At 62.7% G+C, this 14,485-nt stretch carries 13 protein-coding genes; 8 read left to right on the top strand and 5 right to left on the bottom strand.

Going from position 1 to position 14,485, the window contains the following annotated elements; translation table 11 throughout:
• Window positions 1–148: 148 nt before the first annotated feature.
• Entirely contained in the window at window positions 149–319 is a 171-nt protein-coding gene (locus EI291_RS22790; RefSeq protein ID WP_170172533.1) for a hypothetical protein, read from the top strand.
• Window positions 320–411: 92 nt separating this feature from the next.
• On the opposite strand, the gene EI291_RS05990 is transcribed toward EI291_RS22790, so the two are convergent.
• Entirely contained in the window at window positions 412–894 is a 483-nt protein-coding gene (locus EI291_RS05990) for a hypothetical protein (RefSeq protein ID WP_125418900.1), read from the bottom strand.
• A 179-nt stretch (window positions 895–1,073) separates the two neighbouring features.
• Window positions 1,074–2,528, bottom strand: coding sequence for a DEAD/DEAH box helicase (locus EI291_RS05985; RefSeq protein ID WP_125418899.1), 1,455 nt, complete (start codon window positions 2,526–2,528; stop codon window positions 1,074–1,076).
• 194 nt (window positions 2,529–2,722) lie between these two features.
• Here EI291_RS05985 and EI291_RS05980 point away from each other — a divergent pair, with 194 nt between their 5' ends.
• The gene (locus EI291_RS05980; RefSeq protein WP_125418898.1) at window positions 2,723–3,244 is read left to right on the top strand and encodes an NUDIX domain-containing protein; all 522 of its coding nucleotides are present in this window, start codon (window positions 2,723–2,725) and stop codon (window positions 3,242–3,244) included.
• A gap of 75 nt (window positions 3,245–3,319) precedes the next feature.
• On the opposite strand, the gene EI291_RS05975 is transcribed toward EI291_RS05980, so the two are convergent.
• The 3 genes from EI291_RS05975 to EI291_RS05965 all read right to left on the bottom strand — a co-directional run bounded on the left by EI291_RS05975 (window position 3,320) and on the right by EI291_RS05965 (window position 5,768).
• A complete protein-coding gene (locus tag EI291_RS05975) occupies window positions 3,320–3,880 on the bottom strand; it encodes a hypothetical protein (RefSeq protein ID WP_125418897.1) in 561 nt (186 codons plus the stop codon).
• 140 nt (window positions 3,881–4,020) lie between these two features.
• Complete coding sequence (locus tag EI291_RS05970; protein ID WP_125418896.1) at window positions 4,021–5,136, bottom strand: hypothetical protein; 1,116 nt, start codon at window positions 5,134–5,136, stop codon at window positions 4,021–4,023.
• A complete protein-coding gene (locus EI291_RS05965) occupies window positions 5,133–5,768 on the bottom strand; it encodes an ABC transporter ATP-binding protein (RefSeq protein ID WP_125418895.1) in 636 nt (211 codons plus the stop codon). Before EI291_RS05965 ends, EI291_RS05970 begins: the two co-directional genes overlap by 4 nt.
• 219 nt (window positions 5,769–5,987) lie before the next feature.
• Between EI291_RS05965 and EI291_RS05960 the strand changes: the two genes are divergently transcribed.
• The 6 genes from EI291_RS05960 to EI291_RS05935 all read left to right on the top strand — a co-directional run bounded on the left by EI291_RS05960 (window position 5,988) and on the right by EI291_RS05935 (window position 14,436).
• Window positions 5,988–6,215, top strand: coding sequence for a hypothetical protein (locus tag EI291_RS05960; RefSeq protein WP_125418894.1), 228 nt, complete (start codon window positions 5,988–5,990; stop codon window positions 6,213–6,215).
• Window positions 6,212–7,117: a UDP-2,3-diacylglucosamine diphosphatase gene (locus tag EI291_RS05955; RefSeq protein WP_125418893.1), complete on the top strand. Its 906-nt coding sequence runs from the start codon at window positions 6,212–6,214 to the stop codon at window positions 7,115–7,117. The genes EI291_RS05960 and EI291_RS05955 overlap by 4 nt, the downstream gene beginning before the upstream one ends.
• 26 nt (window positions 7,118–7,143) lie before the next feature.
• Complete coding sequence (locus EI291_RS05950; RefSeq protein ID WP_125418892.1) at window positions 7,144–8,154, top strand: glycosyltransferase family protein; 1,011 nt, start codon at window positions 7,144–7,146, stop codon at window positions 8,152–8,154.
• A gap of 235 nt (window positions 8,155–8,389) precedes the next feature.
• Window positions 8,390–9,820 carry a GH1 family beta-glucosidase gene (locus EI291_RS05945; RefSeq protein WP_125418891.1) on the top strand — a complete coding sequence of 477 codons (1,431 nt, stop codon included), beginning with the start codon at window positions 8,390–8,392 and terminating at the stop codon, window positions 9,818–9,820.
• Between the two features lie 60 nt (window positions 9,821–9,880).
• Window positions 9,881–12,613: a choice-of-anchor I family protein gene (locus tag EI291_RS05940; RefSeq protein ID WP_125418890.1), complete on the top strand. Its 2,733-nt coding sequence runs from the start codon at window positions 9,881–9,883 to the stop codon at window positions 12,611–12,613.
• Window positions 12,614–12,966: 353 nt separating this feature from the next.
• Entirely contained in the window at window positions 12,967–14,436 is a 1,470-nt protein-coding gene (locus EI291_RS05935) for a PhoX family protein (RefSeq protein WP_125418889.1), read from the top strand.
• The last annotated feature ends 49 nt before the right edge of the window (window positions 14,437–14,485 follow it).

Genomic DNA, 14,485 nt, shown 5'->3' with positions numbered 1-14,485 from the left:
GATGGATTATAATTGTTAACAGGAGTGTGCGCTGCATGTAGGGTGCAACGGGGCGTTACATTTGTAAGATATGAGCAAGGGGCGAATTGCTGCCCTGTAAGCAGCCGGAAGGCTTGCCCGGTTTCGGGGCGGTGCGTACCTTTGGCGCATGAAAAATCTTCGTCTGCTTTTCCTGCTCGCCGCTGGCGCTTCCCTGATTCTGTCGTCCTGCTCGCAAGCTCCCGACGCGGAGAAGGACCCCAACGCCGACGCGGCCTATAAGCGTAGCCACCGCCCCGAGGGCTACCGCGAGGCGCAGCGCAGCAACGTAAACTACTAAGGCACCCGGCTCCGGCCGGTTCTGACAGACAAAAGCCCCGTTGGCCAGTTGGCTAACGGGGCTTTTGCGCGTGTGTTGATTGCTCCTTCGGGCTACTGGGCAGCTACCAACTCGGGGGTGGGCTGGGGCAATAGCGCAGGAAGTTCAATTCCGGCCAGCAGGTCGCCTTCCAGCAGGTCAGCCCAGGTACGCAGGTACAGCACCACATCGTCGCGCTGGTTGTGGCGCAGGGCGTCGCGGCGCTCGAAGGGAATAGCCGCCCGGATGGTAGGGTCGGAAAGACGCTCCAGGTGCGTGAGGTCCTGGCGGGTGAAGCCCAGGGCCAGCATCTCATCAATGGTTTCATCGATAGGCAGGCCGCTGGTGGGGCAGTAATCGGTGAGTTGCCGCTCCCAGTCGCCGTAGCGCTCCATGGCGCGGGCGTGGATTTCGGCTTTTGTGAGCCGGGTAATCGTCTGGGCCAGGTGGCCGCAGTTGCAGCTGCCCATGTGCCCCCACTGATATGGAGCCTGGCTGTTGAGGCGCTGAGCAGTGTCGCGCAGGGCCTGAATAACGGGAAGAGTGCGTTGTGCCATAACGAAACGAAGGAGGTAAAAACCGCCCACCGGGCGTCCGGGAAAATAAGCAACTTCCGGCCCGAATTGTTTATCCTCACTGCATCGGTCCGGCCCCATCCAAACTGCCCGCCCTCTGCTAACGCACAACGCCACGACCAGACCGGCCGGGGCGTTGAAGACTAGGGCTGGATACAGGCTTAGCGGCCGCTGCCGCCCCGGTAGCGGCGCTGGCCGCCCCGGCTGGTTCCGCCGGCGTTGCCGCCTTCAGGATGAGCAGTGCCGGCCGGTCGGCCCGCCGCGGCGTGGCCGCCGCGCTGCCCTTCCCGACCCGCGTTGCCGCCAGCCCGCTCGGGGCGGCCACCGCCCTGGCTGCCAGCACCACGCTGCCCTTCCGGACGGCCGCTGCCACCGGCCTGCGGACCCCGACCCGGCCGGGCCGGCCGGCCGGCCGGACCTTTGGGGCGCTTGATGGCCGGACCGCCCGAGAGCGGCACCGGCGCCACGGCGCTGGAAGTGTACGGATGGTTCTGCACGACCGGAATCTGACGGCGGATCAGCTTCTGGATGTCCTGCAGGTAAGCGCGCTCCTCGTCGTCGCAGAAGGAAAGGGCCGTGCCGTCGGCGCCGGCGCGGCCGGTGCGGCCGATGCGGTGCACGTAGGACTCGGGCTCGTTGGGAATTTCGTAGTTGATAACGTGGGTGAGCTCCTCCACATCAATGCCGCGGGCCGCAATATCGGTGGCTACCAGCACGCGGGTGGTGCCGGCTTTGAAGTTGCTGAGGGCCCGCTGCCGATGGTTCTGGCTTTTGTTGCCGTGGATGGCCTCGGCCCCGATGTTGGCTTTAAGCAGCGTGCGAACCACCTTATCGGCCCCGTGCTTGGTGCGCGTGAACACCAGCACCCGGCGGATATTCTTGTCCTGCAGCACGTGCTCCAGCAGGTCAGCCTTATCGGTTTTCTCCACCATGTACACGGCCTGGGTTACGGTATCGGCCGTGCTCGACACGGGCGTAACCGTCACCTTCACCGGGTTGGGGCGCAGAATGCTGTCGGCCAGCTCCTGAATCTGGCCGGGCATGGTGGCCGAGAAGAACAGCGTCTGGCGCTGCTTGGGCAGCTTGGGCAGAATCCGCTTGATGTCATGGATAAAGCCCATATCCAGCATGCGGTCGGCCTCGTCCAGCACAAACACCTCGATGGTGCGCAGGTCGATAAAGCCCTGATTCATCAGGTCGAGCAACCGGCCGGGCGTGGCAATAAGTACTTCTACGCCGCGCTTGAGGGCCTGCACCTGCGGGTGCTGACCTACGCCGCCGAAAATAACGGTGGAGCGAAGCTTCGGCAGGTGACGGCCGTAAGCCCGGAAACTTTCGCCAATCTGAATGGCCAGCTCGCGGGTGGGCGTGAGCACCAGGCAGCGGATGCGGCCGGGCGCGTGGCGCTCTACCTGGGCCGTCTGGTGCAGAATCTGCAGGATAGGAACGGTGAAGGCGGCCGTTTTGCCGGTGCCCGTCTGGGCAATTCCCAGCAGGTCGTGGCCTTCCAGCACCTGCGGAATGGCCTGCTGCTGAATGGGTGTGGGGGTAACGTAGCCTTCCTCGTGCAGCGCAGTAAGGATGGGCTCAATCAGGTTGAGTTCGTCGAACGACATCTAGGAAAAAAAAGCAGCCGCCCGGAGGGGCAGCGAAAATGACACAGCTATAAGAGCCCGCAAAGGTCGGCTTTTTTTACCGTAACGCACTCCATAGCCCGGCGCGCACTCCGGGCAGGAGCAACAACGGTCCGGCACGGGGCCGCAAAATTCGTATACATTGGCTTCCTCAGCATCACTTACCTTATTTTACTATGCAGATCATCGAGCGAAAAACAGCCTTCGATGGGCACTACAAACTCAGCGTGCTGCGGGTGCAGGATGGCCCCGACGTGCTGCGGCGGGAGCGGTTTGAGCCCGGTACGGCGGTGGCCGCGCTGGTGTACCACACCGGCACCGGGCAGTATATTCTTACCCGGCAGTACCGCATCGGGCCGGAAGCCGAAATTCTGGAGCTGGCCGCCGGTATGGTAGATGGGGAGGAAACACCCGAAACGGCTATCCGCCGCGAAATTCAGGAGGAGTTGGGGTATGATGTGGACCACCTGGAGCAGATTGCCCGCATGCTGCCCTCGCCCGGCACCAGCTCAGAAGTCATCACCGTGTTCTACGCCGAAGTCAGTCACCAGTCGGGCCCCGGTGGGGGGCTGGCCGAGGAAAACGAGAAGATTGAAGCCGTACCCTTCGCCGCCGCCGACTTGTGGAAGCTGCCCCTGGAGGATGCCAAAACCATTATTGCGGTGCAGTGGGCGCAGCTCCGGGAGGCTCGCAAATAACCTGTCTACTACGCGCAAAAGCCCGGCCTTTCGTAGGAAAAGCCGGGCTTTTGCATGCGGTAATCGGGGGGCTGACTACTCGGCCTTGATGATGTACTCGAAGTTTTGCTTGGTTTTGGCGTCGTTGATAGTCAGGAAGATATCCTGCGCTGCATCGACTTTACCAAATGGGATAGTGCGCTTGCTCATGTACAGGTCCCGGTTCCAGAAGCGGCCGTTGCCGGCGGGGAGGCCGGGCACGTTCAGCACTTCTTTGCCATCCTTGGTTTTGGCAACCAGGCTCAGGTAAGCGGGGTCGGCGTTGGCGGCACCCCGGCGGTACATGGTGATTACCAGCTGGCCGCCGGCGGCCAGCTGCTGGAAGCGGCGCTGGTACGTGGTATCGGCCCAGTTGTTCATGCGCTTCAGCTCGTTGATTTCGGTGAGCAGCAGGCTGTAGGGGCGGTAAGCCACGCGGGTTACGCAGGCATCCACTTCGGCGTCTTCATCCGTGTTTTTAGTCACGTTGAGTACGTAAGGGCTTTCCTCGTCTTTTTTAGGAAAGGTGTATTTTTTGCGGGGCTTGCCGGGCATGTACTGGGCCGAGGCAGCCAGCGTGGTCAGCACCAGAATGGCGAGGAGGAGAAGTTTCTTCATTATAGGAGGTGAAAATGCGAATTATAACAGAGGCTGATTTTTGGAGGATACAAAGATACACAAAGCCCGGCCCGCTGCCGCAGGTTTCGGTCAATGACGGCTGGCAAGCGGTAGGAATTGGTTCGCATCGGACCAAACGTCTACTCGGCGTGGCGTAGCTGCATAACCCAGGCGGCCAGCAGGCTGCCGACGGCCAGCACCGCCGTGTACCCAAACAGGCCCAGCAGCAGAAACCCCATAAACAACCCGAACACGATCCGCAGGTACCGGTTCATGCGGCGACCCGTCTGGTAGAGCACGGCCCGGAACAGCAGCGTAACGCTTACCATCATCAGTAAGCCAAGCAGGGCTTGGGGTAGGCCGGAGAAATAGATAATCCACAGCATTTCGGGCAGCAGCAGCAAGCTGAACAAGGCCACCTGCTGCCCAAATTGCCGGTTTTTGCCGTACGGGAGGTTGCGGGCGAAGCGCAGGTAGGTCAGTTCAAACTCATTGGACTGATACACCAGTACCGCGTGGATCAGGGCTACACACAGCCCAACAATACCCAGTAGCCGCGCGTCGGAGTGAGAGTCGGGAAATACGCCGAAGAGTAGGGCAATACTCACTACGGCAGCTACTTTGGTAACAACGAAGGCAACGCGTTGGCGGGTCAGCAGCTCAAACAGAAACAGGCTGAACAGGGGTTTGGGCCAGCGGCGCAGCCACCGTGGCCCCACCGAAGCAGCCGGCTCAGAGTGCAGGTGGTTGGTCAGGCGGTAGTAGAGCCGGGCACCGTAGGCGGTGAGGGCCAGCAGGTACGCCGGCACGAGCAGCGGTACCAGCCAGTAGCCGTACGCCACGCCTACCAGTATGGCGTAAGCGCCCATTACCAGCAGCGGCAGCACCATAACCAGCTGCACCACGGCCCAGGCCCGCAGCTGCCGGGGTTGGGGCAAGGCGTTGAGGCTGTAGTAGAGAAAAGTCGTGTCCGGAGCCTGCAGGCGGGCGCGGGCATATTGCCAGGTTTTGGCGCTGTAGGCCCACAACAACACCGCAAAAATAGCCGCGCCCTGGGGCTCACTGACGCTGGATATGGCCAGCTTCAGGGCGGTTTCGATGATTTGGTCGGGCGTTAAATGGGTTTGGTTGAGGACGTTGGTATAAAAGAAATTGCTGAAAAGCAGGATGAACAGGGAGAGGAGCAGGCCGGTGTGGGCCCGGTAGAAGCCCTTGGCTACCACCCTGATAAGGACGCGGGTGTGGGCGCTGTTCATGCGGGATAGTGCAGCGTAGCCCCGGCCACTAGCATTTCTCGCACGTTCGGGAGCATGTCGTTTTCCAGCTCCTGGTGCGAGGAGAGCAGAAACGTGGTGCCCGCCTGCTGCTGCTGTTCAGTAATCCAGCTAAAAAGTATGGGCAGCGAATCGGCGTCCAGTGTAGTCAGGGGCTCATCGAGCAGAATGCAGCCGGGCCGGCCCAAGAAAGCCAGCACCAAGGCCAGCTTCTTGAGCATGCCGCTCGAATAGGTGCTGATGGGGGCCGTCACGTAGGCCGACATGCCCATACTTTCCACGTACGGCTCCTCCTGCCGGGCCGGGGCCTGCTTGGCCGATTTGAATAACCGGATCAGATCGGTGCCCGTCAGAAAATCCGGAAATACCGGCTCTGCTTCCGCAAAATTCACTTTGTTACGGTAAGCGGCCGGATGCTTTTTTATGGATAGGTGCTTATCCAGCACAATGTCGCCCTCGAATGATAGAATACCGGCTACCGACTGCAGAAAGGTGCTTTTGCCGGACCCGTTGTGGCCGCGAAGCCAGTAAATTCCGGAGTCGATGCTGAAATCAGGCAGACGCAGAATGGTGTGGCCGTTGTAGGCTTTGTGGAAATCGTGGAATTCCAGCATGCAGGAAGGAATAGAGGTCAGGAGGGACCCGGCAAAATGAATTGCGGCCCTAACGCTGCGGCAGCGCAAATGTTGCTGGAATACATGTATCTAACCATACATGGGGCGGCTCCAGCCAGAAGGGCGCAATCAGCCAAACGTGACGAAACCGTAACCCGACCGTAACCCCGGCATCACACTGTATATCGATTTTTGCAGTGGATCAAACGGGTAGAAAGCATGCGGACTCCCATTGCCCTGTTGTTGCTGCGCCGCCTGGTGCGCGCCGCCGCGTACCTCGCGTTTCAGCTGGCCCTGGTGCTGGCCTACGCGTTGCGCTCCGTGGGCGCTGTGCGGCTGCCCTGGCACTTCAGCCACGCCGCCGATGAGGACGGCCCGCCCTCGGCCATTCGCCCCGGGCGGCGCATCCGGCCCCGCGCCGGCCTAACTGCCCGCCCTGCCTTATGAGCGACGCCCCGACTGCGGCCAACAAGACCGCGCGCAAGCCCCCCCGGCGCCGGCTGGAGGTCTGCGTGATTTCCGATGTGCACCTGGGTACCTATGGCTGCCACGCCCCCGAGCTGCTGCGCTACCTGAAAAGCGTGCGGCCCCGCACCCTGGTGCTCAACGGCGACATTGTGGACATCTGGCAGTTCAGCAAAAACTACTGGCCCCCGGCCCACATGCGGGTGGTGCGCTACCTGGCCGGGCTGGCGGCCAAGGGCACCCGCATCCACTACCTCACCGGCAACCACGACGAGCTGCTGCGCAAGTTTGCCGGCACCCGGCTGGGGGCGCTGCGCATCGACAACAAGCTGGTGCTGGACCTGCCCCACGGCAAAACCTGGCTGTTTCACGGCGACGTGTTCGACGTGACCATGCGCCACTCGCGCTGGCTGGCCCGCCTGGGCGGCCACGGCTACGACCTGCTGATTCTCCTGAACCGCCTCGTGAACTGGGGGCTGGCCCGGGTGGGACGGCCCCGGGTGGCATTGTCGAAGGCGGTGAAGGACCGGGTGAAAAGCGCCGTGAGCCTGGTGAGTGACTTCGAGCAGACCGCCGCTGCCATTGCCGCTGACAAGGGCTACCGCTACGTCGCCTGCGGCCATATTCACTGCCCCGAAATCAAAGCCCTGACCACTGCTCAGGGCGAAGTCGGCTACCTGAACTCCGGCGACTGGGTGGAAAACCTCACGGCCCTGGAGTACACCGCCGAAACCGGCTGGCAGCTCTACCACTACCACCTCGACCCCCGCATGCAGCAAACCGCAACGGCCCACCCCGCCGAGCCCGACGAAGCCGAAGCAGCGGCCGATGCACCCGCCGCTGAACTACTGGCTGGTTTGCTGCGCGAAATGGGGGTGAGCTAGTTATTTTTCGTTGTTATTCTCGCTTCATGCGCATTTTGTACGCCATTCAGGGCACCGGCAACGGGCACCTGAGCCGGGCCCTGGATATAGTGCCGCTGCTGCAGCAGCGGGGAGAAGTAGATGTGCTCGTGAGCGGCCCGCCCGCCGATATTCCGCTGCCGTTTCCGGTGCGCTACCACTGCCACGGGTTGGGGTTCATTTTTGGCAGGAAGGGTGGCATTAACTTCGTCAAAACCTTCGTGCAGCTGAACTCCAAAGCCTTTCTGCGCGAAATCCGGCAGCTGCCGGTGGAGGAGTACGATTTGGTGATAAGCGACTTTGAGCCGGTTTCGGCCTGGGCCTGCCAGCAGCAAGGCGTGCCCTGCGTGGCTTTGAGCCATCAGGCGGCCGTGCTGAGCGACTACGCGCCTGAGCCGGCTTCCTTCGACCCGGTGGGGCGGGCGGTGCTGCGCCACTATGCGCCGGCCACGCGCCACTACGGCTTCCACTTTCAGCGCTACGAACCCCACATCAGCACGCCCGTTATCCGGCGGCAGGTGCGGGAACTGACTCCCGCCAACGACGGCCACTACACGGTGTATCTGCCCGCTTTCGATGAGGAAACCCTGGTGCGCCGCCTGCGCTACCTGAGCCGCACGGTGCAGTGGCACGTCTTCAGCAAGCACAGCCCGCAGCCTGCCCAGCACGGCAACGTGCAGGTGTGGCCCGTGAGCGGGGCGGCCTTCACCGATAGTCTGGCCCGGAGTGCGGGCGTGCTCTGCGGGGCCGGCTTCGAAACGCCCGCCGAGGCGCTGTACCTGGGCAAAAAGCTGCTGGTGCTGCCCATGAAACAGCAGTACGAGCAGGCCTGCAACGCCGCCGCCCTGGCCGATATGGGCGTGCCCGTCGTCAGGAACCTCAAGGATAAGTCCCTGGCCGTACTGGACCACTGGCTGCAATACGGCCGCCCTATTCCCGTCAATTATCCGGATGAAACGGCCGCCGTGCTGGATAAGCTGCTGCTGGAAGCGGGCAGGGGGCTACTGGTGAAACGGTGAAGGGGGGAGAAGGAAACGCGTGGCCGCCCAGAGCGTCTTTTGTACTACCTAAAAATGGAGTTGTTCGAGAAGCAGTAGCAGTTTCCTTCCGAGCGAGGCCGAGGAATCTCCTATGCTGATGTTGCAGACCCATTCCCAACGTCAGCACGCGAGATTCCTCGGCTTCGCTCGGAATGACGTTCAGGTAGTATCTGATTATCTTCTCTCCAAACAATTTAAATAACTGCGCCTGCCCATGCTGCCTCCCGCGTTTTATCCGGCTTCCGGCCCCGCTGCTTTTTCCCGGGCTGACTTTGGGCCGGACTTCCGCTGGGGCGTATCGGCGGCGGCGTACCAGACGGAGGGAGCCTGGAACCTGGACGGGAAAGGCCCCAGTATCTGGGATGATTTTGTGCGCCGCCGGGGGCGCATCAAGCGCAGCGAAACTGCTGACATAGCCACCGACTTCTACCACCGCTGGCCCGGGGATACCCATTTGTTGAAGCAAATGGGTATAGCTGATTTTCGCTTTTCGGTGGCTTGGGCGCGGGTTTTACCGGCTGGTAGAGGTAGTATTAACCAAAAGGGAATAGGGTTTTATGACCGCCTGATTGACGGCTGCCTGGAGCGGGGCATTACGCCCTGGCTTACGGCCTACCACTGGGATTTGCCTTCGGCTTTGCAGCAGCTGGGAGGTTGGACCAACCGTAGCGTAGTGGGCTGGTTTACGGAGTACGTGGAGCTACTGGCCGCCCGCTTCGGTGACCGGGTGCGGCACTGGATGGTGCTGAACGAGCCGATGGTGTTCACCGGGGCCGGCCACCTGCTAGGCGTGCACGCGCCTGGGCGGCGCAGTCTGGGCGCGTTTCTGGCCGCCACCCACCACGCGGCCCTGGCCCAGGCCGAAGGCGGCCGGGCATTGCGGGCGGCGCTGCCGGCTACGGCCCAAATCGGTACCACGTTTTCCTGCTCCTACGTAACGCCCAGCCGCCCCGGCTTAGCCCGCGACGAGCGCGCCACCCGCCGCGCCGACGCCCTGCTCAACCGCCTTTTTGTGGAGCCCGCCCTCGGCCTGGGCTACCCCGTGGTCGATTTGCCGGTGCTGGGTTGGCTGGACCGCTACCACCGCCCCGGCGACGAGGCCCGGCTGCCTTTCGCCTTCGATTTTCTGGGCGTGCAGAACTACACCCGCGAGGTGGTGCAGCACGCGCCCTACGTGCCGCTGCTCTGGGCCCGGCTGGTGGGCGCGGCGGCCCGGGGTGTGCCGTTCACGGACATGGGCTGGGAAGTGTATCCCGAAAGCCTCTACCACATGCTCCGGCAGTTCGCGGCCTACCCCAACGCGCCCCGTCTGCTCGTCACCGAAAACGGCGCTGCCTTCCCCGACCAGCCCAACCTCATGGGCCGGGTGCCCGATGCAGCCCGGCAGGCGTATCTGCAGGCCTGCATCGGGCAGGTGCTGCGCGCCCGGCGGGAAGGCGTGCCGGTGGACGGGTACTTCGCCTGGTCGTTCACCGACAACTTCGAGTGGGCCGAGGGATACGCGCCCCGCTTCGGGCTGGTGCACGTGGATTACGATACCCAGCGCCGCACCATTAAGGACTCGGGCCATTGGTACGGACGGTTTCTGGCCGGGGAGGAAGTGCGCCGGCAATCCGGGCTTCACGATTCGGTAACTGCTTCATAAAGTTGCCCTAACACTGCCCCGGTAGCTTTGGCGCATTCCTTTCACCAACCCTTTTCCCGAATGCACCAACCGATACCCAAATGGGTGAGCCTCTCCATGCTGGGCCTGCTGCTCAATGGCCCGGTTCTGGCCCAAACGCTCCGCCAGGGCTTCGAAGGCACTGCCGCCGATACTTGGAGCTTCACGGCCACACCAGCCACTTACATTTTCCCCAGTCTCACAGATATATGGGCCCCCGTGGCCAGCGTGGGCACCACCGGCACCAGCGGGGTACAGGCCGTGCCGGCGGCCGGGGCGCTGCTCTGGGGTATGCAGGATTTGCAGAACCCCGTCACCAACGACCAACCTACCTGGCACTACCTGGATTTTGCCCCGGTAGCCATCCAGAGCGGAGCTTCGGCCGCCAACCAGGTGTCGTTCCGGTTTTTCAGCAATGGGTTTGATGCCTCCGACTCGCTGGCGTACGTGGTGGCCTTCGACAACGGCACCTCCTGGCCGGCCACCAAAACCTACGTGCAGCTTAATAAGGATACCCGCGCTTACCAGACCGTGGCGGTGCCCGTGCCCGCCACCGCCACCCACGTGCGCCTGCGGCTGGCCGCCAAGCAGAACGGCAACGACGACTGGGCCGCCTTCGACGAGGTGGAGCTAAGCCGCGCCACCACGCCGGTGCTGCCCGAGCTGCGCCTGGGCTCCGCCTTGGTGGTGGTCAGTGAAAACGCAGGCACCGTGAGCATTCCGGTGAACATCACTAACCCCTCGGCCACCACTGCCACCACCGTGGAAATAGCTGTGGTGCCCGGCCTGGGTACTGCCGCGGCCGGCCAGGATTTCACCTACGCTGTTACCCAGACGCTGACGTTCCCCGCCATTGCAAACACCGCGCAGACGCTCACTATCCCTATTACGGATGACGCCCTGGCCGAAGGGGCGGAGTACTTCACGCTGAAGCTGCAAAACCCCACCAACGCCACCCTGGCCGCCGGGGCCACGGAGGTGCTGGTGTACATCAAGGACAACGAAAGCGCCGCTCCAGCCCAGGAGCGCAACCTCACGCTCAACCGTCTGAGCTCGTACCAGAACGGCGCGGCCGGCACCAATTCGGCCGAAATTGTAGCTCACGACCCCACCACCCAGCGCCTGTACGTGGCCAACTCGGTGGGCGGTAAGCTCGATATTCTGAGTCTGCCCGCTTCGGGCGTACCCGTGGCCGTGGCCTCCATCGACATCAGGCCCTACGGCAACATCAACTCGGTGGCCGTGCGCAACGGGGTGGTGGCCTGCGCCATCGAAAACACCGACCCCCAGCAGAACGGCGCGGTGGTGCTGTTTGACCAGAACGGCACGTTTCTGAAACAGGTGACAGTGGGGGCCATGCCTGATATGGTCACCTTCTCGCCCGACGGCCGGCTGCTGCTCACCGCCAACGAAGGCGAACCGAAGTCGGATTACTCCCTGGACCCCGAGGGCTCGGTATCGGTGATTGACTACAGCGGGGGCGTGGCGGGCCTCACCCAGGCCAGCGTGACCACCGTGGGCTTTACGGGCTACAACGGGCAGGCCGCCGCGCTGCGCCAGCAGGGCATCCGCATCTACGGGGGCACGGCTGCCGCGCCCAGCACCGTGGCCCAGGATCTGGAGCCGGAGTACGTGGCCGTGTCCGCCGACTCGCGCACGGCCTACATCACGCTGCAGGAAAACAACGCCATTGCTACGCTGGATCTGACGACCAGGCAGTTTACCGCCCTGCGCCCGGTGGGCTACCAGGACCACGCCCTGGCTGGTTTCGCGCTGGATGCCTCCGACCAGACCCCGGACGTGCTGCTGGCCAACTGGCCCATCAAAGGCATGCGCCAGCCCGATGCCCTGGCCACCTTCGAAGTAGCCGGCCAGCGCTACCTGCTTACGGCCAACGAGGGCGACGCCCGTGAGTACTCGGCCCTGACCGAAGCCGTGCGCCTCGGCGACGCGGCCTATCCGCTGGATGCCACCCGCTTCCCGCAGGCTGCCCTGCTCAAGAACGCCCAGGCTCTGGGCCGCCTCAACGTCACCAACAAGCTCGGCGACATCGACGGGGACGGCGACTTCGATGAAATTTACGCCTTTGGGGGCCGCTCGTTCAGCATCTTCAACGCCACCACCGGGGCCTTGGTGCACGACAGCGGCGACCTGCTGGAGCGCCTCACCAGCACCGATGCCGCCTACGGGGCCATCTTCAACGCCAGCAACACCACCGGTACCCCCGCCCGCAAGAATCGCTCCGACGACAAAGGCCCCGAGCCCGAGGGCGTGACCACCGGCCTAATCCGGGATACGCTGTACGCCTTTGTCTCGCTGGAGCGCATTGGGGGTGTGGCCGTGTTCAACCTGAACAACCCCGCCCAACCCCGCCTGGTGCAGTACGTGAATAATCGCAGCCTCACCGCCGGCACCGGCGACCAGGGTCCCGAGGGTATCGTGTTCATCTTGGGTTCCAACAGCCCCACCGGCCAGCCGCTGCTGCTGCTGGCCAACGAGGTCAGCAGCACGGTATCGGTGTATGATATCCGCACGCGCGGCCCCCTGACGGCTACCGCCTCGGCCCGCCGCGCCGCCCCGTTGCAGCTGTATCCAAACCCCACGCAGGGCCGGGTGCAGCTGAGTCGCCCCGTATCGGGCACACTGCACGATGCCCTGGGCCGCCCGGTACGTACCCTGCGCAAAGCCAGCCAGCTGGAAACCGCCGGCCTCGCGCCGGGCGTGTATGTGTTGCGCGCCGAGGATGGCGCCAGTTCCAGGCTGGTGGTGAAGTAGGAGAGTGGCAAAGGCGTAAATGCGAGTTTATACAAATGAACAAACGCCTCGGCCGGTTATAGTCGGGGCGTTTACTTTTTGGTCGAGGTGCCAACTATGACAGTTGCTTGAACGAGGTGTAGAGATGCGACACTTCGCGTCTCGTCGTCCGCACCGCCTGATGTGTGTCGTTCAACGACGAGACGCGAAGTGTCGCGTCTCTACACTGCTTGCAGGCAGCTGTATTACGCAACTGTTGCCACAACCACTTGATTGTAAGTTGGAAAATAGCAATGCAGTAACAAATGGATAAAGATGGAATAATACTGGGGGGAGTCCTTTGTGGCATCCTTTCACCTACCTCTTTTCCTGCTATGTACTCCAACCGTTACGCCTTCGTGCCCAAGCTGCCGGCCCTGCTGCTGCTGGCGTTATTGGGCGCCTGCAACGACTCCGAAACTGAATCGAACCCGACCTCAGAAGTTGAGCTGAAAGCCTATTCCGTGAATCCGGCCCTGGTAAAACCGCTGAGCGGTTTCGAGAGCCTGGAAATCCTGCCCCTGATCAGCTCCGACGATGTGCTGCCGGAGTCGCCGGGTTTCATCTTCGGGGCTCAGCCCGACGGCTCGGGGCTGCTGAAAAACCCGAACGGGGAGGGCTACATCCTCATCAACAACCACGAAATCATGTTCTCGGTGTCCCGGGTGTACCTGGACAAAACCTTCAAGCCGGTGAAGGGCGAGTACATTCTGGACGGCGACGGTGGCAACTTCCGGTTGTGCTCGGCTACGCTGGCCACGCCCGAGGAGCACGGCTTCGGCCCCACCTTCCTGACCGCCGGCGAAACCGACGGGGAAAGCATGGTGCACGCCCTCGACCCGCTGGGCCCGGCCAACAAAAAGGACCGTAGCCGCATGAAGCCGGCCCTGGGCCACGCCTCCATGGAAAATGCCGTACCGCTGCCCAAGGATGCGTTTCCCGGCAAAACCGTCATCCTCATTGGCGAAGACAGCGGCAACGGCCAGCTGATTGCCTACGTGAGCAACACCGTGGGCGACCTGGACAACGGCAAGCTCTACATGCTCAAGCGCACCACCGCCGACCCGGCGGAAACCAACATGGTGGCCGGCCAGCAGTACGACGTGGAGTTTGTGGAAATCGACAACGCCAAAACCTCCACCGGCGCCCAGATTGCGGCGCAGTCGGTGGCTAAGAATGCCATTCAGTTTGCCCGGGTAGAGGACGTGGACTACCGCAAGGGCGGCAACGGCGCGGGCCGGGAGGTGTACTTCACCGCCACCGGCGTGAGCCAGTCGGACAAGGTGACGCCCGTAACCGGCTTTACCATGTGGGGCCGCGTGTACAAGCTCACCCTGCAGGCCGATAACGTGCTGAAAGGCAAGCTGGAAGTGGCCGTAGACGGCGCCACCGACCCCGGCAACAGCATCGTGAACCCCGATAACCTGTGCGTGACCAAGGACTTCGTCTACATTCAGGAAGACGGCGACTCGTTCTACGCCAACAACAAGCACGACGGCCGCGTGTGGCAGTACGGCATGAGCAGCAAGCAGCTGAAGCCGATGCTGGAAATGAACCACCGCCGCCAGGATGCCACCTTCAACGCCAAGTACAATAAGAGCAACGACCAGCGCCTGAGCAGCTGGGAATACGGAGCCATGCAGGACATTTCCGACCTGGTGGGCGTGCCCAATACCTTCCTGCTCAACCTGCACCCCCACACTTGGCAGGACGATAAATTCCTGAACGCCGACGGCTCCAACGAAACCCGCAACAAGAACAAGGAAGGCGGCCAGGTAGTCATCGTGCGCGGCGTGCAGCGGTAAGGGGCATCAAGTACCGTCATTCCGAGTGGAGCCGAGGAATCTCGCGTGC

This window comes from Hymenobacter rigui (assembly GCF_003944715.1).
GTDB lineage: Bacteria > Bacteroidota > Bacteroidia > Cytophagales > Hymenobacteraceae > Hymenobacter > Hymenobacter rigui.
The sequence above is the reverse complement of the archived record's forward strand: the minus strand, read 5'-3'. Positions and strand labels throughout refer to the sequence as shown.

What these genes read in the sequence shown, in the direction of transcription:
- EI291_RS22790 (WP_170172533.1), top strand. Translation starts at nt 149, where the DNA reads ATGAAAAATCTTCGTCTGCTTTTCCTGCTCGCCGCTGGCGCTTCCCTG.
- EI291_RS05990 (WP_125418900.1), bottom strand. Translation starts at nt 894, where the DNA reads ATGGCACAACGCACTCTTCCCGTTATTCAGGCCCTGCGCGACACTGCT.
- EI291_RS05985 (WP_125418899.1), bottom strand. Translation starts at nt 2,528, where the DNA reads ATGTCGTTCGACGAACTCAACCTGATTGAGCCCATCCTTACTGCGCTG.
- EI291_RS05980 (WP_125418898.1), top strand. Translation starts at nt 2,723, where the DNA reads ATGCAGATCATCGAGCGAAAAACAGCCTTCGATGGGCACTACAAACTC.
- EI291_RS05975 (WP_125418897.1), bottom strand. Translation starts at nt 3,880, where the DNA reads ATGAAGAAACTTCTCCTCCTCGCCATTCTGGTGCTGACCACGCTGGCT.
- EI291_RS05970 (WP_125418896.1), bottom strand. Translation starts at nt 5,136, where the DNA reads ATGAACAGCGCCCACACCCGCGTCCTTATCAGGGTGGTAGCCAAGGGC.
- EI291_RS05965 (WP_125418895.1), bottom strand. Translation starts at nt 5,768, where the DNA reads ATGCTGGAATTCCACGATTTCCACAAAGCCTACAACGGCCACACCATT.
- EI291_RS05960 (WP_125418894.1), top strand. Translation starts at nt 5,988, where the DNA reads ATGCGGACTCCCATTGCCCTGTTGTTGCTGCGCCGCCTGGTGCGCGCC.
- EI291_RS05955 (WP_125418893.1), top strand. Translation starts at nt 6,212, where the DNA reads ATGAGCGACGCCCCGACTGCGGCCAACAAGACCGCGCGCAAGCCCCCC.
- EI291_RS05950 (WP_125418892.1), top strand. Translation starts at nt 7,144, where the DNA reads ATGCGCATTTTGTACGCCATTCAGGGCACCGGCAACGGGCACCTGAGC.
- EI291_RS05945 (WP_125418891.1), top strand. Translation starts at nt 8,390, where the DNA reads ATGCTGCCTCCCGCGTTTTATCCGGCTTCCGGCCCCGCTGCTTTTTCC.
- EI291_RS05940 (WP_125418890.1), top strand. Translation starts at nt 9,881, where the DNA reads ATGCACCAACCGATACCCAAATGGGTGAGCCTCTCCATGCTGGGCCTG.
- EI291_RS05935 (WP_125418889.1), top strand. Translation starts at nt 12,967, where the DNA reads ATGTACTCCAACCGTTACGCCTTCGTGCCCAAGCTGCCGGCCCTGCTG.